24 protein-coding genes are annotated in these 21,614 nt (G+C 62.3%); 12 read left to right on the top strand and 12 right to left on the bottom strand.

What is annotated here, in order from left to right; all coding sequences use genetic code 11:
* Positions 1-41 precede the first annotated feature (41 nt).
* The 5 genes from GTK01_RS13315 to GTK01_RS13295 all read left to right on the top strand — a co-directional run bounded on the left by GTK01_RS13315 (position 42) and on the right by GTK01_RS13295 (position 3,784).
* Positions 42-1,028 carry a sialic acid TRAP transporter substrate-binding protein SiaP gene (locus GTK01_RS13315; RefSeq protein ID WP_252926370.1) on the top strand — a complete coding sequence of 329 codons (987 nt, stop codon included), beginning with the start codon at positions 42-44 and terminating at the stop codon, positions 1,026-1,028.
* Between the two features lie 80 nt (positions 1,029-1,108).
* A complete protein-coding gene (locus GTK01_RS13310) occupies positions 1,109-1,621 on the top strand; it encodes a TRAP transporter small permease (RefSeq protein WP_252926369.1) in 513 nt (170 codons plus the stop codon).
* Complete coding sequence (locus tag GTK01_RS13305) at positions 1,618-2,919, top strand: TRAP transporter large permease (protein WP_252926368.1); 1,302 nt, start codon at positions 1,618-1,620, stop codon at positions 2,917-2,919. The genes GTK01_RS13310 and GTK01_RS13305 overlap by 4 nt, the downstream gene beginning before the upstream one ends.
* Before the next feature lie 5 nt (positions 2,920-2,924).
* Entirely contained in the window at positions 2,925-3,374 is a 450-nt protein-coding gene (locus GTK01_RS13300) for a type II 3-dehydroquinate dehydratase (protein ID WP_252926367.1), read from the top strand.
* A gap of 233 nt (positions 3,375-3,607) precedes the next feature.
* Positions 3,608-3,784: a Flp family type IVb pilin gene (locus GTK01_RS13295; protein WP_252926366.1), complete on the top strand. Its 177-nt coding sequence runs from the start codon at positions 3,608-3,610 to the stop codon at positions 3,782-3,784.
* Positions 3,785-3,865: 81 nt separating this feature from the next.
* Here the strand turns inward: GTK01_RS13295 and hupB are convergent, their stop codons facing one another.
* The 5 genes from hupB to GTK01_RS13270 all read right to left on the bottom strand — a co-directional run bounded on the left by hupB (position 3,866) and on the right by GTK01_RS13270 (position 10,424).
* Entirely contained in the window at positions 3,866-4,138 is a 273-nt protein-coding gene (gene hupB / locus GTK01_RS13290) for a DNA-binding protein HupB (protein WP_024586089.1), read from the bottom strand.
* Positions 4,139-4,335: 197 nt separating this feature from the next.
* Entirely contained in the window at positions 4,336-6,741 is a 2,406-nt protein-coding gene (lon, locus tag GTK01_RS13285; RefSeq protein ID WP_252926365.1) for an endopeptidase La, read from the bottom strand.
* A gap of 252 nt (positions 6,742-6,993) precedes the next feature.
* Positions 6,994-8,268: an ATP-dependent Clp protease ATP-binding subunit ClpX gene (clpX, locus tag GTK01_RS13280; RefSeq protein WP_252926364.1), complete on the bottom strand. Its 1,275-nt coding sequence runs from the start codon at positions 8,266-8,268 to the stop codon at positions 6,994-6,996.
* A gap of 291 nt (positions 8,269-8,559) precedes the next feature.
* Positions 8,560-9,195, bottom strand: a complete 636-nt coding sequence (locus tag GTK01_RS13275; RefSeq protein ID WP_252926363.1) for an ATP-dependent Clp protease proteolytic subunit — start codon at positions 9,193-9,195, stop codon at positions 8,560-8,562.
* A gap of 113 nt (positions 9,196-9,308) precedes the next feature.
* Positions 9,309-10,424: an FAD-binding oxidoreductase gene (locus GTK01_RS13270; RefSeq protein ID WP_252926362.1), complete on the bottom strand. Its 1,116-nt coding sequence runs from the start codon at positions 10,422-10,424 to the stop codon at positions 9,309-9,311.
* Positions 10,425-10,507: 83 nt separating this feature from the next.
* Between GTK01_RS13270 and GTK01_RS13265 the strand changes: the two genes are divergently transcribed.
* Complete coding sequence (locus tag GTK01_RS13265) at positions 10,508-11,752, top strand: cytochrome P450 (protein WP_252926361.1); 1,245 nt, start codon at positions 10,508-10,510, stop codon at positions 11,750-11,752.
* Positions 11,753-11,768: 16 nt separating this feature from the next.
* Here GTK01_RS13265 and GTK01_RS13260 read toward each other — a convergent pair whose 3' ends face one another.
* From GTK01_RS13260 to GTK01_RS13240, 5 genes are all read right to left on the bottom strand, one after another.
* Positions 11,769-12,119: a cupin domain-containing protein gene (locus tag GTK01_RS13260; RefSeq protein WP_252926360.1), complete on the bottom strand. Its 351-nt coding sequence runs from the start codon at positions 12,117-12,119 to the stop codon at positions 11,769-11,771.
* Between the two features lie 19 nt (positions 12,120-12,138).
* A complete protein-coding gene (locus GTK01_RS13255) occupies positions 12,139-13,422 on the bottom strand; it encodes an O-acetylhomoserine aminocarboxypropyltransferase (RefSeq protein ID WP_252926359.1) in 1,284 nt (427 codons plus the stop codon).
* A 108-nt stretch (positions 13,423-13,530) separates the two neighbouring features.
* Entirely contained in the window at positions 13,531-14,052 is a 522-nt protein-coding gene (locus GTK01_RS13250; protein WP_252926358.1) for a CoA-binding protein, read from the bottom strand.
* The gene (locus tag GTK01_RS13245; protein ID WP_252926408.1) at positions 14,049-14,474 is read right to left on the bottom strand and encodes a VOC family protein; all 426 of its coding nucleotides are present in this window, start codon (positions 14,472-14,474) and stop codon (positions 14,049-14,051) included. The genes GTK01_RS13250 and GTK01_RS13245 overlap by 4 nt, the downstream gene beginning before the upstream one ends.
* Positions 14,474-15,289, bottom strand: a complete 816-nt coding sequence (locus tag GTK01_RS13240; protein WP_252926357.1) for an enoyl-CoA hydratase — start codon at positions 15,287-15,289, stop codon at positions 14,474-14,476. Before GTK01_RS13240 ends, GTK01_RS13245 begins: the two co-directional genes overlap by 1 nt.
* Before the next feature lie 189 nt (positions 15,290-15,478).
* Here GTK01_RS13240 and GTK01_RS13235 point away from each other — a divergent pair, with 189 nt between their 5' ends.
* From GTK01_RS13235 to argC, 5 genes are all read left to right on the top strand, one after another.
* A complete protein-coding gene (locus GTK01_RS13235) occupies positions 15,479-15,913 on the top strand; it encodes a PaaI family thioesterase (RefSeq protein WP_252926407.1) in 435 nt (144 codons plus the stop codon).
* Positions 15,914-16,120: 207 nt separating this feature from the next.
* On the top strand, positions 16,121-16,588 hold the full coding sequence (gene rplM / locus GTK01_RS13230; protein WP_252926356.1) for a 50S ribosomal protein L13: 468 nt from the start codon (positions 16,121-16,123) through the stop codon (positions 16,586-16,588).
* Positions 16,588-17,064 carry a 30S ribosomal protein S9 gene (gene rpsI, locus GTK01_RS13225; RefSeq protein ID WP_252926355.1) on the top strand — a complete coding sequence of 159 codons (477 nt, stop codon included), beginning with the start codon at positions 16,588-16,590 and terminating at the stop codon, positions 17,062-17,064. The genes rplM and rpsI overlap by 1 nt, the downstream gene beginning before the upstream one ends.
* A gap of 94 nt (positions 17,065-17,158) precedes the next feature.
* Entirely contained in the window at positions 17,159-18,115 is a 957-nt protein-coding gene (gene speB / locus GTK01_RS13220; RefSeq protein WP_252926354.1) for an agmatinase, read from the top strand.
* A gap of 73 nt (positions 18,116-18,188) precedes the next feature.
* Entirely contained in the window at positions 18,189-19,130 is a 942-nt protein-coding gene (gene argC / locus GTK01_RS13215) for an N-acetyl-gamma-glutamyl-phosphate reductase (protein WP_252926353.1), read from the top strand.
* A gap of 8 nt (positions 19,131-19,138) precedes the next feature.
* Here the strand turns inward: argC and GTK01_RS13210 are convergent, their stop codons facing one another.
* Complete coding sequence (locus tag GTK01_RS13210; protein ID WP_252926352.1) at positions 19,139-20,236, bottom strand: COX15/CtaA family protein; 1,098 nt, start codon at positions 20,234-20,236, stop codon at positions 19,139-19,141.
* Positions 20,237-20,374: 138 nt separating this feature from the next.
* Between GTK01_RS13210 and GTK01_RS13205 the strand changes: the two genes are divergently transcribed.
* Positions 20,375-20,602: a DUF2842 domain-containing protein gene (locus GTK01_RS13205; protein WP_252926351.1), complete on the top strand. Its 228-nt coding sequence runs from the start codon at positions 20,375-20,377 to the stop codon at positions 20,600-20,602.
* Here GTK01_RS13205 and GTK01_RS13200 read toward each other — a convergent pair.
* A complete protein-coding gene (locus tag GTK01_RS13200; RefSeq protein ID WP_252926350.1) occupies positions 20,597-21,562 on the bottom strand; it encodes a polysaccharide deacetylase family protein in 966 nt (321 codons plus the stop codon). The two genes, GTK01_RS13205 and GTK01_RS13200, sit on opposite strands and share 6 nt — an antisense overlap.
* Positions 21,563-21,614: the final 52 nt, after the last annotated feature.

Below are 21,614 nucleotides of genomic sequence, written 5' to 3'. Positions count from 1 at the left end.
CGGCGTCAGCCGCCATCGCCATCGGATCAGGGAGGATCACCATGTCGCTATCGTTTACCCGCCGCGCGCTTCTGGCCGCCAGTGCAGCCGTGATGCTGGCAACCGCTGCCCCGGCCTTCGCGCAGGACAAGGTCCCGCTTCGTTTTTCGGCGGTCTTCTCCGAGCAGGACATCCGCGCCGAGATGATGAAGAAATTCCAAGAGGAGATCGGCGACGAGTTCGACTTCCAGGGCTACTACGGCGGAAACCTGTTCAAGCAGGGCACTGAGCTCGTCGCGCTCCAGCGCGGCAACCTGGAAATGGGTAACATCGCGCCGCAGGATATTTCCAACCAGATTCCGGCGTGGTCGATCCTGACTTCCGCCTATCTGTTCCGTGATGCCGACCACCTGAAGACATTCTTCGCGTCTGAAGCCGGCGAGGAGATGAAGAAGATGGTCGAGGACCAGCTTCAGGTGAAAATCCTCGGCCCGACCTATTTCGGCGCACGCCAAGTCGGCCTCAAAACAGACAAGAAGATCAACACCCCCGACGACATGGCCGGCATCAAGCTGCGCATGCCCGGCGGCGATGCCTGGCAGTTTCTCGGCCAGGCGCTTGGCGCCAATCCGACGCCGATGGCCTATGCGGAGGTCTATACCGGGCTTCAGACCGGAGCCATCGACGGGCAGGACAATCCGCTGCCAAACGTTCAGAACATGAAGTTCGACGAGGTGATGTCGCAGATCGTTCTGACCTCGCATCTGGTCGGGTTTGATCTCCTGACGATCTCGCTCGACGCCTGGAACAAGCTGTCGCCTGAGCAGCAGGAGAAGGTGCAGTCGGCGGCCGACAGCGCGATTGCGTGGAGCACCGCGGAGCACCTGAAGCAGGAAGAAGAACTGATCGCCTCCTTCAAGGAAAAGGGGCTTGAGATCTACGAGCCGGATCTCGACGCCTTCCGCGAACACGCGCAGAAGATGTATCTTGAATCTGCCCTCGCCGAGAACTGGCCGGAAGGCATGGTCGAGACCATCAACGGTCTTTGATCTGATCGTTCAGGATGCGGCCGCATGATCTGCTGCCGCATCCTTCCACCTTCCGCAGCCGCACCCTCAGGGAGGTCGACATGCGTCTGACGCGCATCGGGCAATGGCTCTACAGGCGCGCCGAGAACATTCTGGCGCTCATGCTGGCCGTGATGTTCATCGCCTTCCTCTTGCAGATCGTCTTTCGCTATCTGCTAAACTTCCCAATCGGCTGGACGTCGGAACTGACCGTCATCATGTGGCTGTGGCTGGTCCTTTGGGGCGCGGCCTTCGTCGTTCGGGAAGAAGAGGAAATCCGCTTCGACCTGATCTATGGCAGCGTCAGCCCCGGCACGCGGCGCGTTCTCGCGGTCATCACGTCAGTCGCGTTGCTGGCGCTTTATCTCTTCTCCCTGCCCGCGGTCTGGGACTACGTCACGTTCATGAAGGTGCAGTCGACGGCCTACCTGAAGATCCGCTTCGACTGGCTGTTTTCCATCTACGTCATCTTCGCGATCGCCGTGATCATCCGCTACGCGTTCATCCTGCGAAATGCGCTCTTCGGCCGCAACGTGCAGGATTTCGATCCCACCAAGGCGAGTTCGGGCGTATGAGCCTCACCGATCCGTTCACGCTGTGCATCGCCGCGATCGTCACGCTGAGCCTCCTGGGCCTGCCCATCGGTCATGCCATGATCGCAGCCTCTATCCTCTACCTCTATGCGGCCGGTCTCGACATGGGCACAGCGGCCGAGCAGCTCCTGAACGGCATGTATACGAGCTACATCCTGCTCGCCGTGCCGCTCTTCATCCTGGCCGCCGAGCTGATGAACTCCGGCTCGATGACACAGCGCCTCCTCACGTTCTGCAACGCGATCGTCGGTCGTTTCCGCGGTGGGCTCGCACAGGTCAACGTCGTCCAGTCGATCATCTTCGCGGGCATGTCCGGTTCGGCGATCGCCGATGCGGCCGGTACCGGAAAGATGATGCAGACCATGATGACGTCCGGCAACAAGTACCCGGCAAGCTTCGCTGGCGCACTGACCGCCGCGACCGCCGTCATCGGCCCGATCATCCCGCCGTCGATTCCCATGGTGCTCTATGCGCTCGTTTCGGACGCATCGATCGGCTACCTGTTTCTCGCCGGGATGGTTCCCGGTCTCATCATGGGCCTTGCCCAGATGAGCATCGTCGCCTGGATGGCACGACGGCAGAACTTTCCTGTCGAAAAGCCGGTGCCGCTGCGCGAAATTCCGCGCATCACCTGGAACGCGTTCCCTGCCTTGATGCTGCCGGTCGTGCTTCTGGGCGGCATCTATTCGGGCGTCATGACGCCGACCGAAGCGGCCGCGGTCGCCGCCGCCTATGCGTTCATCATTTCCGCCATCGTCTATCGCTCGATAAGCTGGGCTGACACCTACAGCTCACTGCTCCGCAGTGCGCGCACGACCGCGTCGATCGGCATGCTGATCGCCGGCGCGCTCGTCTTCAACTATGTTGTCACGGTCGAAAACATCCCGCGTGCACTCGCAGCCTTCCTGCAGGGCTACGAACTGACGCCGCTGATGTTCCTCATCATCGTCAACCTGATCCTGCTGGTTCTCGGGTGTCTGCTTGAAGGCACGACGATCCTGCTGATCGTCATTCCGGTTCTCATACCGACCGCGCAAGCACTCGGCATCGACATGGTGCATTTCGGAATCGTGGTCGTCGTCAACATCATGATCGGACTGATCACCCCGCCCTACGGGCTGCTGCTCTTCATCATGACCAACATCGCGCAAGTCTCGATGCGGGCGCTGGTGCGCGACGTGATGCCGTTCCTGATCGCGATGCTCGCGGCGCTCGCCCTCTTCACCTTCGTGCCCGACGTCGTTCTCTTCCTCCCGCGCATGTTCGGTTACCAAGGCTGATCCTGATGACCTCTCCGATCTATGTTCTCAACGGACCCAATCTCAACCGCCTCGGCACACGCGAGCCGGATATCTACGGCTCGACCACGCTGGCCGAGGTCGAGGCACTGTGTCATGCCAGCGCCGGTGCCGTGCCGCTCGAGTTCCGACAGTCGAACCGCGAATACGAGATCGTGGACTGGGTGCATGAGGCGATCGACCGGCCTGCAGCTGGCATCATCATCAATCCGGCCGCGTTCACCTTCACCTCGATCGCAGTCCTCGACGCGTTGAAGATGTTTCCGCGCCCGATCCTCGAGCTCCACATCTCGAACATTCACCGCCGCGAGGACATCTACCGCCATTCGCTGGTTTCCAAGATCGCGACGGCGGTCATCGCCGGCCTCGGCCCGCGCGGGTATGGCGTCGCCGTCCAGGCGATGCTTCAACTGACCGACCGACCGCGCGGAACGTAGACGTCTCCGTACCGTTGGACGACGCCCCGCATTCGCGGGGCGTCCAGCTTTTGACGAGTGGCGATTGGTCGGCTCCACTTGCGCAGGCCCAAAGTCATTCAAAATTTAAGTTTCATTTGGCCTTAACTACAAAAGACGTAGCGGTTGATTAACCTTGCCGCTTAAGCAGATTGCAACGCGAAATTTGTAGATTGGGTCCTGTCACAAAGCGGGGACAAGGAGCCCACAATCCGATGAAGAACCTTCTGAAGCGTTTCAAGAATGACGAGTCCGGCGCAACCGCCATCGAATACGGCCTGATCGCCGCCCTCATCGGCGTCGTGATCATCGCAGGCGCAAGCGCCGTCGGTTCGTCGCTCAATGCGAAGTTCAACGAAATCTCGACGTCAGTGGACTCGGCCGGAAGCTAATATCTTGCTTCATCCCGGACACAAAAAAGAGCCGGCTTTTGCCGGCTCTTTTTTTTATCACTGCTCCAGGCACGGTGAACCTTAGTTCACAGCGTCCTTGAGGCCCTTGCCGGCAGAGAACTTCGGCACGTTGCGGGCTGGGATCTGCACTTCGGCGCCCGTCTGCGGGTTGCGGCCGGTCGAGGCTTCGCGGCGCGAAACCGAGAAATTGCCGAAACCGACCAGGCGCACATCGCCGCCCTTCTTCAGTTCGCCGGAAATTGCGGAAAACACCGCATCAACTGCGGACTGCGCGTCAGCCTTGGAGAGGCTAGCTTCCTCGGCAACAGCGGCGATAAGCTCGTTCTTGTTCATAAATACTTCCTTTCAGTTGAAAGGCCGGAAAACTGGGTTCTGCCGGCAGCGGGCGGAGTGTAGGCATACCCTCCTCTGCAACCAAGCGAAAGCTGGCCTTGGGCGCTCAAACTCCCAGCTTTTCTGCGGTTTTTCAATCAAAAAGCCGGGCTTTGAGCCCGGCTTTCCGAATTATCAGACGGTATATTGCAACCGTGTCAGTGCGCGAGGCTTGCTGAGGCCGAATCGTCAGCGGCAACCGGCGTCGTCGTCGGCTCCACCCACTCGATCGGCTCGGGCTGACGCACGAGGGCGTGCTGTAACACTTCGCCGACACGGCTCACCGGCACGATCTCCAGAGCGTTCTTTACGTTCTCCGGAATGTCGGCCAGATCCTTGGCGTTCTCCTCGGGGATCAGCACCTTCTTGATGCCACCGCGAAGGGCGGCAAGGAGCTTTTCCTTCAAGCCACCGATTGGCAGGACGCGGCCGCGCAGCGTGACCTCGCCGGTCATGGCGATGTCCTTGCGAACCGGAATGCCAGTCAGCACCGAGACGATGGCCGTGACCATGGCGATGCCTGCGGACGGGCCGTCCTTCGGCGTCGCACCCTCGGGCACGTGCACGTGGATGTCGCGCTTGTCGAAGAGGGGCGGCTCAATGCCGAAATCGATAGCCCTGGAGCGGACATAGGACGCAGCGGCCGAGATCGACTCCTTCATGACGTCCTTCAGGTTGCCCGTCACCGTCATCTTGCCCTTGCCAGGCATCATCACGCCTTCGATCGTCAGCAACTCGCCTCCGACTTCCGTCCAGGCGAGCCCCGTGACGACGCCGACCTGATCCTCGCCCTCGGCCTGGCCGAAGCGGAAGCGCGGCACACCAAGGTAATCAGCGAGATTGTCTTCGGTCACCTCAACCGACTTCACCTTGGTGCGCAGAATTTCCGTCACCGCCTTGCGGGCAAGCTTCATCAGCTCGCGCTCGAGGTTGCGGACACCTGCTTCCCGCGTGTAGGTGCGGATCGTCTCGCGCAACGCCTCGTCCGTGACCGAAAACTCGCCCTTGTTGAGCGCGTGGTCGCGGATGGCCTTGGGCAGCAAATGCCGGCGGGCGATCTCGACCTTCTCGTCCTCGGTGTAACCGGCGATGCGTATGATCTCCATGCGGTCCATCAGGGCCGGCGGGATGTTCAACGTATTCGCCGTCGTCACGAACATCACGCTCGAAAGGTCGTACTCGACCTCAAGGTAGTGATCCATGAAGGACGAGTTCTGCTCCGGATCGAGCACTTCGAGAAGCGCCGAGGACGGATCTCCGCGGAAATCCATGCCCATCTTGTCGATCTCGTCGAGCAGGAACAGCGGATTGGACTTCTTCGCCTTCTTCATCGACTGGATGACCTTGCCGGGCATCGAGCCGATATAGGTGCGGCGGTGACCGCGGATCTCGGCCTCGTCACGAACGCCGCCGAGCGCCATGCGGATAAACTCGCGGCCGGTCGCCTTGGCGATCGACTTGCCAAGCGAGGTCTTGCCGACGCCGGGAGGACCGACGAGGCACAGGATCGGACCCTTGAGCTTCTTCTGACGGCTCTGGACAGCCAGATACTCGACGATGCGCTCCTTGACCTTGTCGAGACCGAAGTGGTCGGTGTCGAGCACGTCCTGGGCGAACTCCAGGTCCTTCTTGACCTTGGAGGGCTTGCCCCACGGAATGGAGAGCATCCAGTCGAGATAGTTGCGCACGACGGTGGCCTCGGCCGACATCGGCGACATGGTGCGCAGCTTCTTCAGCTCCGCATCTGCCTTCTCGCGCGCTTCCTTGGTCAGCTTGGTCTTCTTGATGCGTTCTTCCAGCTCGGCCGCCTCGTCGCGGCCGTCCTCGCCCTCACCGAGTTCCTTCTGGATCGCCTTCATCTGCTCGTTGAGATAATATTCGCGCTGCGTCTTCTCCATCTGGCGCTTGACGCGCGAGCGGATGCGCTTTTCCACCTGCAGCACGGAAATCTCGGCTTCCATGAAGCCCATGGCCTTTTCCAGCCGCTCGCGCACGGAGAGTGTGGCGAGCATTTCCTGCTTCTCGGGGATCTTGATCGCGAGATGGGAGGCAATCGTGTCGGCGAGCTTCGAATAATCCTCGATTTGGCTCGCGGCACCGACGACTTCGGGCGAAATCTTCTTGTTGAGCTTCACATAGTTTTCGAAGTCCGAGACGACGGAGCGGGCAAGCGCCTCGATCTCGACCTCCTCATCCTCGGGTTCCGCCATCAGTTCGGCGGCCGCCTCGTGATATTCCTCGCGCTCGGTGAACGCGGTGATGCGGGCACGCGACGAGCCTTCGACCAGCACCTTGACGGTGCCGTCGGGCAGCTTCAGCAATTGCAGCACGCTGGCGACGGTGCCGATCTCGTAGATGCCATCGGCGTGAGGATCGTCCTCGGCAGCGTTCTTCTGCGTGGCAAGAAGAATCTGCTTGTCCGAGCCCATCACTTCTTCGAGCGCGCGGATCGACTTCTCGCGACCCACGAACAGCGGCACAATCATGTGCGGGAAGACCACGATGTCACGCAGCGGGAGGACTGCGTATGTGGTCTGGTCTGGGGCGCTGGAAAGCTTGGTCATATTGCAACCTTTCTATCCGCGACCGCCATGAAGCGGCCAGCCGCGAATCTCATATTAGCGGCGTCAAAGCCTTCCGCCTATTGCCCCAGAAGAAGAGGCACTGGATTGCGCAGCACGGAAGACTTGCGCCTGGAATAACCCTTAGGTGGCGTTCAGGCCGGCGGAGATCAAGATACACTCTGACGCAACGTCGCCATGCCGTGGGCGCATAGCCGGCGCGGCACCTTGGCCGCACCGGACTCGTGTCAAGGATCAGGCGCTTGCCGAACCTTTTTCGTGCTCTCGTTCCGAATAGATGTACAGCGGACGCGCCGAGCCCTGCACGACATCGTCGGAGATGACGACTTCCTGGACGCCTTCGAGCGCCGGCAGTTCGAACATGGTGTCGAGCAGGATCGCTTCCATGATTGAACGCAGGCCGCGCGCGCCGGTCTTGCGCTCGATCGCCTTCTTGGCAATCGCCGAAAGCGCGCTCTCGTGGAAGGTCAGTTCGACATTTTCCATCTCGAACAGGCGCTGGTACTGCTTGACGAGCGCGTTCTTGGGCTCGGTCAGGATCTGGATCAGCGCCGGCTCATCCAGATCCTCGAGCGTTGCCAGAACCGGTAGACGGCCGACGAATTCGGGGATCAGGCCGAACTTCAAAAGATCCTCGGGCTCGACCTGACGGAAGAGATCGCCGGTGCGACGATCTTCCGGCGACGCGACGTTGGCGCCGAAGCCGATCGAGGTCTTGCGACCGCGGTCGGAGATGATCCGGTCGAGGCCTGCAAAGGCACCGCCGCAGATGAAGAGGATGTTGGCCGTGTCCACCTGCAGGAATTCCTGCTGCGGATGCTTGCGGCCGCCCTGCGGCGGCACGGAGGCGACGGTGCCTTCCATGATCTTCAGGAGCGCCTGCTGGACGCCCTCGCCCGAAACGTCGCGGGTGATCGACGGGTTGTCGGACTTGCGCGAAATCTTGTCGATCTCGTCGATATAGACGATGCCGCGCTGCGCCCGCTCGACATTGTAGTCGGCCGACTGGAGCAGCTTGAGGATGATATTCTCGACGTCCTCGCCGACATAGCCCGCTTCGGTCAGCGTCGTCGCATCGGCCATTGTGAAGGGCACGTCGATGATACGGGCCAGCGTCTGCGCGAGCAGCGTCTTGCCGCAGCCCGTTGGTCCAATCAGAAGGATGTTGGACTTCGCCAGTTCGACGTCGTTCGACTTCGAAGCGTGGGCAAGACGCTTGTAGTGATTGTGGACGGCGACCGACAGGACGCGCTTGGCATAGGGCTGGCCGATGACGTAATCGTCCAGAACCTTGAGGATTTCCTGCGGCGTGGGCACGCCCTCGCGCGACTTCACCATCGAGGATTTGTTTTCCTCGCGGATGATGTCCATGCACAATTCCACGCATTCGTCGCAGATGAAGACCGTCGGGCCTGCGATCAGCTTGCGCACCTCGTGCTGGCTCTTGCCGCAAAACGAGCAGTAGAGCGTATTCTTGGAATCGCCACCGCTGTTGCTGATCTTGCTCATTTGGTACGTCCTTTCGGCACCGCTCGTCGGCACCGCCCCAACACGGTGCCAAACCTGAATTCTAAGGCGGGCGAACCGCCCTGCCAAGAATGTCGCATCAGTGAACCCAATTCGCCCCGAGATGCAAAATGCGAATCGGTGTTCTCCCTGCGAATCCCCAGCAAAAAGCTAAGCCTGCTATCGTTGAACATCAGCTTAACCTAGGAGCGCAAAGCCCTCGAGGGAACAGCCGATTGTGACGGAATTGCCGCTTCGGCGTCAAAACCGCGTCATCGGCCGTTCGCGCCCATATCAAGCGGCTGACTTGTCGCCTTCGCTGGGCTCCCGCTCGGATATGACGCGATCGATCAGCCCCCAGGCTTTCGCCTCTTCCGCCGTCATGAAGTGATCGCGGTCAAGCGTCTTTTCGATGGTCTCGTAGTCCTGGCCCGTATGCTTGACGTAGACCTCGTTCAAGCGGCGCTTCAGCTTGATGATGTCCTGGGCATGGCGCTCGATGTCGGATGCCTGGCCGGAGAAACCGCCGGAAGGCTGATGCACCATGATGCGCGCGTTCGGCGTGGCAAAGCGCATGTCCTTGTGGCCGGCGCAAAGCAGAAGCGAGCCCATCGAGGCTGCCTGACCGATGCACAGCGTCGAGACCGCCGGCTTGATGAACTGCATCGTGTCGTAAATCGCCATGCCCGACGTGACCACGCCACCCGGCGAGTTGATATAGAGGTTGATTTCCTTCTGCGGGTTCTCGGCCTCGAGGAAGAGAAGCTGCGCGCAGACGAGCGTCGCCATGCCATCCTCGACCGGACCGGTGATGAAGATGATCCGCTCCTTGAGGAGGCGCGAGAAGATGTCGTAGGCGCGCTCGCCGCGATTGGTCTGCTCGACCACCATCGGCACGAGGCTCATATAGGTTTCGACGGGATCTCTCATGTCTCTTCCTTCAAGGATTGTCGGCCACGTCGGGCCGAATCTGAATGGTCGCTGGTGACCCTTAAATAGGATGGCCGGTTCGGCCTGCGCAAGAGCGGCCAGTAGCTGCCGCGTCACGCCGATTCGGCGGTCTGATCGGCGCGCATCCAATGACGTAACGTCGCCAGATCGCCGGTCTCCACGGCGTCGGCAACGCGCCGCCCAACGGCAGCGCCGAACTTGTAGCCGTGGCCCGAACAGGCCGAGAGGACGAGCGCGTGGCCGATATGCGCGCTGTAGAAGGTTTCGTCATGGGTGAATGTGTAGACGCAGCTTGACGTCGACGCGATGCGATACTCGTCGAGCCGGGCTATTGCCGGGGCGAAATGCCGGACGATCTGGTCGCCCTCCTGCGACGCCATCTCGCGACCGATATCCGCATCCACCGTCAGTGTGCGGTGCAGGCCGGTGCCGAACTTGAGCCCGCCATCGCCTGAGGGCGGGATGATGTAGCCCTCGTCGTCGGCACCGACGTCGAGGAGGGTGGGCGCCGCAGCCCAGGCCTCACGCAGATCGGCCGGCGGTTCGAGATAGGCGACGGCAGTTCGGTAGGGCTGGAGGTCGACGGCAAGGTCCGGGAACAGACCGAGCACCCATCCACCCGCGGTCACCACCAGACTGTCGGCGGAAAGCACCGTGCCGTCGGCAAGGGTCACTGTGGCGCCATCGACATCGACGCCGACAACTTTCGTGTGCTCGCGCACATCGGCGCCGTTGGCGCGAAGCAGCTCAGCGATGCCAATCGCAATACGGCGGCAATGGAGCGCGCCGCCCTCTTCTGAGTAAAGCGTGTAGCGCAGGCCCCTGCCCTCGATGAACGGCCAGCGCGCGATGGCCTCGCCCGTCTCGACAATCTCGAATGTATGGCCGCCCGCGGCCAGACCCGCGCGATGGACGTCCGCAGCGTCGCCCCTCGCATAGGAAAGGCACAGGCAGCCACGATGATCGTAATGCCTCTGTCCCAGATCCTGCCACAACTCTTCCCAGGCCGAGAACGCCTCGTCGATTTGCGCCGCGTAGCCCAGATGCGCCCCATAAGCACGGCGGATGATGCGGTGATGATCGCCTGATGCCGCGAGCGGATTTGGGATCGGGCCCTGCTCGAGCAGTGTCACGTCATGCCCACGCTTCGTCAGCGCCCACGCCGTCGAAAGGCCGGCAATGCCGGCGCCGACCACGATGATCTTCATCGTCCCTGTATCCCTCGTACCCTGTCCGCTGGCCTACCATAAGGACTGGAATCCGACAGACAAGTCGCGCTAGACGCCTGAGCATGACACAGCCCGCGACCCTCCAATTCGATCCCGCCACGCTTCGGCTCAACCTCGACCCGCACGATGCGGCCTTTTTCCAGGATCCGTATCGGACCTATGCATGGCTGCAGGAGCGCACGCCGGTCTTCTACTGGGAAGAATTCGGTGCGTGGTGCATCGCCTCTTACGAAGGGGTCAACCGTATATTGCGCGACCGAAATTTCGGTCGCGAGAAGCCGGGCGGCTATGTCGCCTATGTCTCGCGGACGGGCGACAGATCGCATCTGACCGATTTCGACGCCATCGAGGCGCGCTCGATGCTGGAGCTGGAGCCGCCCGTCCACACGCGGCTGCGCACGCTGGTCAATCGCGCCTTCGTCTCGCGCCAGGTCGAGCGGCTGCGACCACGCGTCGAGCAACTGGCGCACGAGCTGATCGACGGTTTCGAGGCGAAAGGGTCGGTCGACCTCATCCCCGCCTTCGCGACGCCGGTGCCGATCGTTGTCATCTGCGAGATGCTGGGCGTTCCGGTCGAGGCCGGGCCGCAGCTTCTCGATTGGTCGCACCGCATGGTCGCAATGTATATGCACGGGCTGACGCGCGAGATCGAGGCCGACGCAAACCGCGCCACGGCCGAGTTCTCCGCCTTCATCCGCGAACACGCGCGCAAGAAACGGGCCGCGCCTGCGGACGATCTTCTCAGCCTGTTGAATTCCGCTCACGAGAACGGCGAAAAGCTGACCGAGGACGAACTCGTCGCCTCCGCGATCCTGCTTCTCAACGCGGGACACGAGGCGACCGTCCATCAGACCGGCAACGCCGTTCGCGCCATCCTGAAGCAGGGCGGCGATCCGCGCCGGCTCTTCACCGATGCCGATGCGACCGCGGCGACCGTAGAAGAATGCCTGCGCTTCGATGCGCCGCTGCACATGTTCAACCGCTTCGCCGCGACGGATTGCGAGATCGCGCCAGGCGTCCCGGTCAAGGCCGGCGAGCGCATCTGGCTGATGCTGGGCGCGGCCAACACGGATGCTGCCGCCTTCGCCGATCCGCTCGCCTTTCGCCCGGGTCGTGCGGACCAGAAGAACGTTTCCTTCGGCGCGGGCATCCACTTCTGCATCGGCGCGCCTTTGGCACGGCTGGAAATGCAGGCGTCGCTCAAGGTATTGTTCGAGAGGCTGCCGGGGCTGCGCCTAGCCGAAGAGCCGCGCTATCGCGACACCTATCATTTTCATGGGCTGGAGCGCCTCGCGGTCGAATGGTGACGAGAGGCGGCCTCGCCTATGTCCGCACCACATATTCCTTGCGCGTGGTCTCGACGACTTCCCAGGTCCCCTTAAAGCCGGGGCGAAGGACGAAGCTATCGCCGGCCTTCACCGTGCGGGCGGCGCCGCCGTCCTCCGTGATGACGGAAACACCGGAGAGGATGCGGCAATATTCCCACTCGTCATACTCGACGCGCCACTTTCCGGGAGTCGATTCCCAGACGCCGGCAAAGAGGCCGCTACCGGCCTCCTCGACGTTCCATGTGCGAAACTGTGGGCTGCCTTCGATCACCCGGCCATCGGCCGGCTGGCCGGCTTCCTCGTCGATGCCCGCAATGCCGAGACCGACGATGTGGCTGACATACATGGTGTCCTCTCCCGGATGATCAGGCCTTCGCCAGTGCCTGTTCGAGGTCTGCGATGATGTCGGCGACGTCCTCGATACCGACCGACAGGCGGATCACGTCCGGTCCCGCGCCGGCCGCCGTCTGCTGCTCGTCGGACAACTGGCGGTGCGTGGTGGAGGCCGGGTGGATGATGAGCGACTTGGTGTCGCCGATATTGGCAAGGTGCGAGAAGAGCTCGACGCCTTCAACGACCTTGACGCCGGCCTCGTAGCCGCCCTTGAGGCCGAATGTGAAGACCGCGCCGGCGCCCTGCGGGGCGTATTTCTTCTGCAGCGCGTTGTTCGGGTCGTCGGCGAGCCCCGGATAGGACACCCACTCGACCTTGTCATGCGTCTTCAGCCATTCGGCGACCTTGAGCGCATTGTCGCAATGGCGCTGCATGCGAAGCGGCAGGGTCTCGAGGCCGGTCAGAATCATGAAGGCGTTGAAGGGCGAAATGGACGGGCCGAAATCCCGCAGTCCGAGGACGCGGCAGGCGATGGCGAAGGCAAAATTGCCGAAAGTCTCGTGCAGGACGATGCCGCCATATTCGGGGCGAGGCTCCGACAGCATCGGGTAGTTGCCGGATTTCGACCAGTCGAACGTTCCGCCGTCGACGATGACGCCGCCCATGGAATTGCCATGGCCGCCGATGAATTTGGTCAAGGAGTGAACGACGATGTCGGCGCCGTGCTCGATCGGCCGCAGGAGATAGGGCGAGGCCATGGTGTTGTCGACGATGAGCGGCAGGCCGTGACGATGTGCAATCTCGGCGATTGCCGCGATGTCAACGAAGGTGCCGCCCGGATTGGCGAGGCTCTCGATGAAGATACCGCGCGTCTTCTCATCGATCTGGTTTTCGAAGGTCGACAGGTCGTTCGTGTCGCCCCAGCGGACTTCCCAGCCGAAATTCTTGAAGGCGTGGCCGAACTGGTTGATCGACCCGCCATAGAGCCGGCGCGCGGCGACGAAATTGTCGCCCGGGCGCATGATCGTGTGGAAGATCAGAAGCTGGGCCGCATGGCCCGATGCCGTGGCCAGCGCCGCGGTGCCGCCCTCCAGCGCCGCCAGGCGCTCTTCGAGCACGGCCTGCGTGGGGTTCATGATGCGGGTGTAGATGTTGCCGAACGCCTTCAACCCGAAGAGCGAGGCGGCATGGTCCGCGTCATCGAAAACGAAGGAAGTCGTCTGGTAGATCGGCGTCGCGCGGGCGCCGGTTGCCGGATCGGGCTGCGCGCCCGCGTGAACCGCCAAAGTGTTGAAGCCGGGTGCTCGCTGCGCCATCGTTTTATCCTCCAGATGAATGCAAATTTCTCGGGCGGGCACAGTCATCGCAAAGCGCCGGACCAAAAGCAAAGACGAATGTTGCGCGCAGGCGCGGCTGGCTGGCAACTATTTCTGCCGGATGCCGAAGCTCTGGAAGCCCGACCGCATGATCGGCTTTTTCGACGAGATGACGCCGCTGTTGACGCCGTTCCAGCCGATCTCGCCGGCCAGCCGCGCATATTCGATCTTGGGACACCGATTCATGACGACCTCGATGCCGGCGGTTTCAAGCCTCGTTGCCGAGACGTCGTCGCGCACGCCAAGCTGCATCCAGACGACTTTCGGCAGCGGAGCGAGCGCCAGCACCTCATCTGCGACGCCCGGAACGGCGCTCGATGCACGGAAGACGTCGACCATGTCGATCGCCTCAGGGATATCGGCGAGCCTGGCATAGGTCATCCGGCCGAGAATTTCCTTGCCCGCATGGCCTGGATTGACCGGAAAGACGGCATAGCCCTTATCGATAAGGTATTTTGCGACGAAGAAGGACGGGCGCACGTCGTTGGCCGATGCCCCCACGATGGCGACCGTCTTCACCTTGTTCAGGATGCCCGAAATGTAGGAATTGTCGTAGGAATCGTGGTTCATTGCGGCAGCGCGATGCGCCCCTCCCCGTCGATCGGGAAGGCCGGATTGTGTGCGACCTCCCACAAATGCCCCTCTGTGTCGGCGAAATAGCCGTACCAGCCACCCCAGAAAGCGCGCTGCGCGGGCTTGACGATTCGTCCACCAGCCTGTTCAGCCGCCGACAGCACCTCCGAGACTTCGGCGTCCGCGCGGGTGTTGTAGGCAAGAGCGGCGCCGGAAAAACCCGGTCGGCTGTTTTCCACCCCGGCGTCCGCTGCCAGCTTTTCGCGCGGCCACAGCGCCAGCAAGGTCCCGCCCATCTGGAAGAAGGCGACATCACGAGGCACCTTCATGCCGGCCTCGAGGCCCATGCCCTCGTAGAAGCGAACCGCACGGTCGAGGTCGTCGACGCCGAGCGTGACGATGGAGATGCGCGGCTCCATCATTCGTCGCTCCACTCCGGTTTGCGCTTCTCCACGAACGCGCCGATGCCTTCGGCCGCGTCGCGCGCGAGCATGTTCTCGACCATCACGCGGCCGGCATAATCATAGGCTTCAGAAAGTCCCATCTCGGCCTGCGCGTAGAAGGCCTCCTTTCCGATCTTCAGCGTCAGTGCAGATTTGGATGCAATGGTCTGCGCGTACTTGCCGACGATCTGGTCCAGATATTCGGGCGGCACGACGCGGTTGACGAGGCCGAACTCGCGCGCCGTCGTCGCCTCGATCATCTCGCCGGTCAGAAGCATCTCCATCGCGTGCTTGTGCGAGATGTTGCGCGACAACGCGACCATGGGCGTTGAACAGAACAGGCCGATGTTGACGCCGGGCGTGGCGAAGGTCGCCTCGGTCGTCGCGATGGCGAGGTCGCAGCTTGCGACGATCTGGCAACCTGCAGCCGACGCCACGCCCGCCACGGCAGCAATGATGGGCTTGGGATGACGCACGATCTCCTGCATCAGCGCGCCACAAGCCCCCATCAGTTCCTCGAAATAGGCGCGGCCGCGATCTGGATCAGCGCGGTGAGCGGTGATCTCCTTCAGGTCGTGCCCGGCGGAAAAGACCTTGCCCGCGGCAGAGATGACAACCAATCGCACGGACGTGTCGTCCTTCGCCTCGGCCAGATGACGGCGAAGGGTCTTGATCATCTCCATCGACAGTGCGTTCGCTGGCGGCGCATCGAGCACGATCCGCATCACCGGACCTTCGCGCTTAGCTGTTGCCGGATCGGTCCTGACCGATGCAAGGGCAGTCACGTTCATTGCCAATCTCCCTGACGTCTTCCCAAGCCCTTATCAGCAAACCAAGCGGGTTTCATGCCCCTTGCGCATCCATCGACACCATTCGGGATTGCGTTTCCGGCGGCTTGCATGTTCCTTGGCCCAAGGTACCGCCGCGGAGGAGAACAGATCGTGCATGGATCGAAGGGATCGAGCGTTCCAAAGCCCGTTATGACCGCGGACGAGGTCAATTCGCTGCTCAAGGCGGTCTATCCGCAACTCAACGAAGATTTGGCCTGCTATTTCGCAACGGACGTCTTTCCTGGCGGCTGCACGGTGCGACTGGACGCCGATCATCGGCATCTGCGGCCGGGCAACACGGTCTCCGGCCCCTCCCTCTTCACACTGGCCGATATCGGCGGCTATGTCTGCGTGCTTTCCCATGCCGGGCCGGATGCGCTTTCCGTGACCACCAATCTCAACATCAATTTCATGCGCAAGGCCGAGAAGGGCCCCATCGACGGGCATTGCCGTATCCTCAAGCTGGGTAACAGGCTCATGGTCTTCGACATCGAGATGGTCAGCGGCGCCGACCGGCACGTCGTCGCGCATGCCACGGGTACCTATTCGATCCCGCCTAAGCGTTCAAAGCATGCGGTAAAATAATACCTCTTTATTAACCCGTTGATTTTGATTGTTATTTTTTAGCGTGACGCCGCTTCCGCTGCTTGACGGCGGGGAAAGCCATCCGTATAAGCCGATCCGAACGCGCCTTCGGTCCCGGAGGCCGTATTTTGTTGGCATCCAAGGGCGCCAACACAAGCAACAAGAAATGCCTTCCTTCGTGAAGGTTCGACAAGAAAGACCGAAACCATGAAGACCTTTTCGCAGAAGCCTGCGGACGTGGTGAAGAAGTGGGTCGTAATCGACGCCGAGAACCTCGTCGTCGGCCGTCTGGCCTCCATCGTCGCCAATCGCCTGCGCGGCAAGCACAAGCCGACTTTCACACCGCATGTCGATGATGGCGACAACGTCATCATCATCAATGCCGACAAGGCCGTGTTCACCGGCAAGAAGTTCACCGACAAGGTGTACTACTGGCACACCGGCCACCCGGGCGGCATCAAGGAGCGCACCGCGCGCCAGATTCTCGAAGGACGCTTCCCAGAGCGCGTCATCGAGAAGGCTGTCGAGCGCATGATCCCGCGCGGCCCGCTCGGCCGCCGCCAGATGAAGAACCTGCGCGTCTATGCGGGCACCGAACATCCCCACACCGCTCAGACGCCGGAGACGCTCGACGTCGCCGGCCTGAACAAGAAGAACACGAGGGTCTTCAAGTAATGGCTGAACTCAATTCTCTTCAGGATCTCGGCCAGGCGACGGGCACGACCGAGCAGGCCGCTCCGGTTCACGTCCAGAAGCTGGACAAGCAGGGCCGCGCCTATGCTACCGGCAAGCGCAAGGACGCGATCGCACGCGTATGGGTCAAGCCGGGCTCGGGCAAGATCATCGTCAACAACAAGGAATTCGGCGCCTATTTCGCGCGTCCGGTCCTGCAGATGGTGCTCCAGCAGCCGATCGTCGCCGCTGACCGCAACGGCCAGTACGACATCATTGCCACCGTTTCCGGCGGCGGTCTTTCCGGGCAGGCCGGTGCCGTTCGTCACGGAATCTCCAAGGCGCTGACCTACTACGAGCCGGGCCTTCGCGCCGTGCTCAAGAAGGGCGGCTTCCTGACCCGCGATTCGCGTACCGTCGAGCGCAAGAAGTACGGCAAGGCCAAGGCCCGTCGTTCGTTCCAGTTCTCGAAGCGCTAAGCGCTTCTATTCGGAACTTCGAAAAGCGGGCCCTCGGGTCCGCTTTTTTCGTTTCACATCTGTGCTATGTGCCATGGTCGTGAAGGAGCCCTGCATGCCCGCAAAGACGATCGACAACGCATTCACCGCGCGCCAGCTTTTCGGAGCTGCGACCGATCCGACGCATGCCGGCGCTCTCTCCTTCATGAGGCGCAAATATACGAAGTCGCTCGAAGGCGTCGATGTCGTCGTATGGGGGATTCCGTTCGATGCCGCCGTCTCGAACCGGCCGGGCGCGCGGTTCGGGCCGCAGGCGATCCGCCGCGCGTCGGCGATCTTCGACAATGATCCGCAATACCCGTTCGACGCCGACCTGTTCGAGGACCTCGCCGTCATCGACTATGGCGACTGCCTGCTCGACTACGGCAATCATCAGGAGACCCCGGCGACGATCGAACGTGAGGCGGCCAAGTTGGTCGACTCCGGTGCGTTCGTCGTTTCGATGGGCGGAGACCACTTCGTCACGTGGCCTCTCCTGAAGGCTCATGCAGCAAGGCACGGCCCGCTGGCCATGATCCAGTTTGACGCGCATCAGGACACCTGGTTCGACGACGGCAGGCGGATCGATCACGGCTCCTTCGTCGGCCGCGCGGTTCGCGACGGCGTGATCGACGCGTCGCGCTCGATCCAGGTCGGTATCCGCACCCATGCGCCGGACGATTGCGGCATCCAGATGCTCTACGGCTACGACGTCGAGGAAATGCGGGCCGACGAGATCGTCGCCGCGATCAAGGCACGGGTCGGCGATGCCAAGGCCTACATCACCTTCGACATCGACTGCCTCGACCCGGCCTATGCGCCTGGAACGGGTACGCCGGTCGCCGGCGGCCCCTCATCGGCTAAGATGCTGTCGGTGCTGCGCAAGCTCGGCTCGCTCGACATCGTCGGAGCCGACATCGTGGAGGTCGCGCCGGCCTACGACCATGCCGACGTCACAGCGATTGCGGGCGCGTCCGTCGCGATGCATTATATCGGGCTCCTGGCAGAACGACGATCGCGGCTCGCGAAGTGATTCAAGTAGCTGACGGACCGAATCCGAAAGCTGCCCCAGGCGATTGTTTTCAAACGAATTCGAAGTGACGCGCATGAAACCGAAAATCTTCATCGACGGCGAACACGGCACGACCGGCTTGCAGATCCGCACGCGGCTGGCCGGACGCGACGATCTCGACATGCTGTCCATCCCCGAGGCCCAGCGGCGCAATGACGACCTGCGCGAGGAGATGCTGAAGGCGGCCGACGTGGCAATCCTGTGTCTGCCCGATGATGCCGCCAAACAGGCCGTATCCATGCTCGAGGGGACGAACTCGACGCGCATCATCGACACGTCGACCGCGCACCGCATCCATCCCGACTGGGCCTATGGTTTCGCCGAACTCGACGAGGACCAGACCGAGAAGATCGCTACAGCGCGGCTTGTCGCCAATCCGGGCTGCTATCCGACCGGCGCGATCGCTCTCATCCGTCCACTCGTGAAGGCCGGCATCCTGCCGAAGGACTATCCCGTCACCGTCAATGCGATCTCCGGCTATACCGGCGGCGGCAAGCAGATGATCGCGCAGATGGAGAACACGGACGCTCCCGACCACATCGCCGCGCCGCACTTCCTCTACGGCCTGACGCTTGCGCACAAGCACGTTCCCGAGATGATGCAGCACGGTCTGCTCGACCGACGGCCGATCTTCTCGCCGAGCGTCGGGCGGTTCGCCCAGGGCATGATTGTCCAGGTACCGCTACACACGGCGGATCTTAACGGTGCGCCGGGTGTCGGCGAGGTTCGCGCCGCGCTTGCTGCGCATTATGGCGGTCGGGATGTCGTCGAAGTCGTGCCGCTCGGGGTGAGTTCGAAGCTCGCCCGGATCGACCCTACCGAGCTCAACGACACCAACCGGATGAAGCTCTTCGTCTTCGGCAACGACGCCACCGGCCAGGTCAATCTTGTCGCCGTGCTCGACAATCTGGGCAAGGGTGCATCGGGGGCAGCCGTGCAGAACATGGATCTGATGCTGTCGAAGCGCGCCGCCTAGCGCGCTCGTCACCGGGCGTATTCGGCCGCTTCCTGGGAGGGATACGCCCCCTTCGTTCCACGCCAGTGCGCGGCGGCGAACCCCAGCACGATGATCGCGAAGGCATGGTGCGTCAGCGCCCAGCCGAGAGGGACGACCAGGACCAGCGTCGTGATCCCGATCAGCGCCTGCGCGAGGATCATCGCCAGCAGAACGGTTGATCGACGCGCATGCGTGGTCCCCGGCGCGATGCGCCATGCGGAAACGACGTGCCAGATCGCTGCGGCAAGCAGGACGTAGGCGCCCATGCGGTGGACGAACTGCACTGTCTTTGGGTTTTCGAAGAAGTTGCGCCAGACCGGCTCGGCGACGATGAGCCCTCCCGGCCAGAATTCGCCATCCATCAGCGGCCATGTGTTGAACGTCAATCCGGCGTGGAGGCCGGCGACAAGCGCGCCCAGATAGACCTGGAACAGGACCAGGATCACAAGCCACCCGGCCTGGCTACGCGTCCGGTCAGGCGCGGGCCCGGCGGAATGCGGCGCGAGACCGCGCGCGATCAGCATCGTCGCGGTGAAGATCAGACACGCGAGCATGAGATGCGTTGCGAGGCGATACTGGCTGACGCTGACACGCTCGCTCAGCCCAGACGCGACCATCCACCAGCCGATGAAGCCTTGCAGGCCTCCAAGCGCCAGCAGGCCGAGCAGCTTCGGCTTCAGGTGCCGTTCCAGCCGGCCGGTGAGCCAGAAGAAAGCGAGCGGCAGCGCGACGAGAAAACCAACGCCCCGCGCAAGCAGGCGATGCGCCCATTCCCACCAGAAGATGGTCTTGAACTCGTCGAGGCTCATGCCCCGGTTGATTTCCTGATACTGCGGAATCTGACGATACTTCTCCAGTTCCTCCTGCCACTGCGCCTCGCCGATGGGCGGGATGACGCCATGGATCGGCTTCCATTCGGTGATCGACAGGCCGGAACCGGTCAGACGTGTCGCGCCGCCGACGACGAAGAGTGCGAAGAGAACGAGGAGAACGAGGTAAAGCCACGTGCGGACCAGGCGCCTATTGCGCGCCTCGCTGGAGCGGGCGTCGAGTGGAAGGCTGTCGATTGCTGCCGACGCGGCCATCGCATGGTCCTTTGAAGATTGGCGTGGCGGAGAAGTGCCGCATCGCGCCCGCCTTTACAAGCGGGGCCGGCGCGCGACATGCCGTCGCGTTTGCCTTGCATGCGGGTCTGGATTAAACGATGCGCAGAAGGAAAGCCCATGCCCGTTCGCGTCAAGAAACTCATCGGAACCGTGCTTCTGGTCCTGCTCGTTGCCGTCTACGCGATCGTGGCGACGATCATCGCCGTGGCGCAGCTGGCCGAATCCGGCGTCTGGGTCCACCTTGCTTATTTCTTCCTGACGGGGTTCCTTTGGGTCGTCCCCGCAATGTTCATCATCTCCTGGATGGCAAAGCCGTCCAAGCGCGACCTCGCCCGCAACCTATAGGGTGACAACGCGTCGCCGTGAGTTGGCGAAGGTCGTGATGCCGGTCAGCATCGTGCGCAGATGGCCTATCTGCTGATAACGCCCGTTGAGCGATATGCGCGGCAGTGCATGGAGATGGTCGCGATGCTCCGGGTGAAGCGTGCCGTGACGCGTGGTCACGGCGGAAACGAAGCCCGCCTCCCCGGCCAGACGGATTTCGCGCTCGCCCACGGCCTGCACATGACCGTAGGGATAGGCGAAATGGCGCGGGCGCACGCCAGTCGTCTCGGCGATGAGATCGGCCGAGCCGCGCATCTCGATCAGCGCCAGTTCCTCGTCGAGCCGGGCGAGATTGTAATGATGGATCGTGTGCGCGCCGATGGTCCCGAGCGGGTGGTGCGCGACGGCAGCAATCTGCTCCCAAGACATGAACGGGCTCGTGGCGACCTGTCTTCCGCCCATCTCGTCGAGAACCGCCTGACGATAGGTTTCGGGCACGCGCGACGTCATTAATTCGCAAAGGTGTCGTGCCGTGGCAAGTTTTTCGGCAGGCGATGCGCTGGCCCGCGCTCCGCCTGCCACGATGAGGGGCAAAGCGAGTTCATCGCGCACCATGACGAGTTGCTCGATCACTTCCCACCAAGGCTGGACACTGCCGTCGATCAGGCCGGGCGCGACGAAGATCGCGAAGGGCGCCGCGTGGCTTTCGAAGACGGGCAGCGCCTCTACGAAATTGTCCAGATAGGCGTCGTCGAGGGTGATGGTCGCCACCTTGCAGCGGCGCGCCGCGCCAAGGTGCTCGATCATCTCGTCGAGCGAGATGAAGCTGAAACCGTTACGCTTCATGTCCGCAATGGCGCTGTCGAGAAAGTCGGGCGTCACCGAGAGATGATCGTTCAGTCCCAATCCGTTCGACGGCCTCGCCGTGACACTGTGGAGCATCAGGATGGAGCCGAGTCCGGCAAGGTGCGGGCCAGCCATGCGCGCGACCCCTGACCAGCGTGATGCGGCCAGCACGAATCTGCGAAGTCGC

Source organism: Aliihoeflea sp. 40Bstr573, assembly GCF_024105655.1.
Taxonomy (GTDB): Bacteria; Pseudomonadota; Alphaproteobacteria; order Rhizobiales; family Rhizobiaceae; genus Aliihoeflea.
The sequence above is the reverse complement of the archived record's forward strand: the minus strand, read 5'-3'. Positions and strand labels throughout refer to the sequence as shown.

What these genes read in the sequence shown, in the direction of transcription:
- GTK01_RS13295 (WP_252926366.1), top strand. Translation starts at nt 3,608, where the DNA reads ATGAAGAACCTTCTGAAGCGTTTCAAGAATGACGAGTCCGGCGCAACC.
- rpsI (WP_252926355.1), top strand. Translation starts at nt 16,588, where the DNA reads ATGGCTGAACTCAATTCTCTTCAGGATCTCGGCCAGGCGACGGGCACG.
- GTK01_RS13260 (WP_252926360.1), bottom strand. Translation starts at nt 12,119, where the DNA reads ATGTATGTCAGCCACATCGTCGGTCTCGGCATTGCGGGCATCGACGAG.
- lon (WP_252926365.1), bottom strand. Translation starts at nt 6,741, where the DNA reads ATGACCAAGCTTTCCAGCGCCCCAGACCAGACCACATACGCAGTCCTC.
- GTK01_RS13305 (WP_252926368.1), top strand. Translation starts at nt 1,618, where the DNA reads ATGAGCCTCACCGATCCGTTCACGCTGTGCATCGCCGCGATCGTCACG.
- GTK01_RS13315 (WP_252926370.1), top strand. Translation starts at nt 42, where the DNA reads ATGTCGCTATCGTTTACCCGCCGCGCGCTTCTGGCCGCCAGTGCAGCC.
- GTK01_RS13235 (WP_252926407.1), top strand. Translation starts at nt 15,479, where the DNA reads ATGACCGCGGACGAGGTCAATTCGCTGCTCAAGGCGGTCTATCCGCAA.
- GTK01_RS13200 (WP_252926350.1), bottom strand. Translation starts at nt 21,562, where the DNA reads ATGGCTGGCCCGCACCTTGCCGGACTCGGCTCCATCCTGATGCTCCAC.
- GTK01_RS13210 (WP_252926352.1), bottom strand. Translation starts at nt 20,236, where the DNA reads ATGGCCGCGTCGGCAGCAATCGACAGCCTTCCACTCGACGCCCGCTCC.
- GTK01_RS13270 (WP_252926362.1), bottom strand. Translation starts at nt 10,424, where the DNA reads ATGAAGATCATCGTGGTCGGCGCCGGCATTGCCGGCCTTTCGACGGCG.
- rplM (WP_252926356.1), top strand. Translation starts at nt 16,121, where the DNA reads ATGAAGACCTTTTCGCAGAAGCCTGCGGACGTGGTGAAGAAGTGGGTC.
- GTK01_RS13245 (WP_252926408.1), bottom strand. Translation starts at nt 14,474, where the DNA reads ATGGAGCCGCGCATCTCCATCGTCACGCTCGGCGTCGACGACCTCGAC.
- GTK01_RS13250 (WP_252926358.1), bottom strand. Translation starts at nt 14,052, where the DNA reads ATGAACCACGATTCCTACGACAATTCCTACATTTCGGGCATCCTGAAC.
- GTK01_RS13275 (WP_252926363.1), bottom strand. Translation starts at nt 9,195, where the DNA reads ATGAGAGATCCCGTCGAAACCTATATGAGCCTCGTGCCGATGGTGGTC.
- GTK01_RS13265 (WP_252926361.1), top strand. Translation starts at nt 10,508, where the DNA reads ATGACACAGCCCGCGACCCTCCAATTCGATCCCGCCACGCTTCGGCTC.
- GTK01_RS13255 (WP_252926359.1), bottom strand. Translation starts at nt 13,422, where the DNA reads ATGGCGCAGCGAGCACCCGGCTTCAACACTTTGGCGGTTCACGCGGGC.
- GTK01_RS13310 (WP_252926369.1), top strand. Translation starts at nt 1,109, where the DNA reads ATGCGTCTGACGCGCATCGGGCAATGGCTCTACAGGCGCGCCGAGAAC.
- speB (WP_252926354.1), top strand. Translation starts at nt 17,159, where the DNA reads ATGCCCGCAAAGACGATCGACAACGCATTCACCGCGCGCCAGCTTTTC.
- clpX (WP_252926364.1), bottom strand. Translation starts at nt 8,268, where the DNA reads ATGAGCAAGATCAGCAACAGCGGTGGCGATTCCAAGAATACGCTCTAC.
- GTK01_RS13205 (WP_252926351.1), top strand. Translation starts at nt 20,375, where the DNA reads ATGCCCGTTCGCGTCAAGAAACTCATCGGAACCGTGCTTCTGGTCCTG.
- argC (WP_252926353.1), top strand. Translation starts at nt 18,189, where the DNA reads ATGAAACCGAAAATCTTCATCGACGGCGAACACGGCACGACCGGCTTG.
- GTK01_RS13300 (WP_252926367.1), top strand. Translation starts at nt 2,925, where the DNA reads ATGACCTCTCCGATCTATGTTCTCAACGGACCCAATCTCAACCGCCTC.
- GTK01_RS13240 (WP_252926357.1), bottom strand. Translation starts at nt 15,289, where the DNA reads ATGAACGTGACTGCCCTTGCATCGGTCAGGACCGATCCGGCAACAGCT.
- hupB (WP_024586089.1), bottom strand. Translation starts at nt 4,138, where the DNA reads ATGAACAAGAACGAGCTTATCGCCGCTGTTGCCGAGGAAGCTAGCCTC.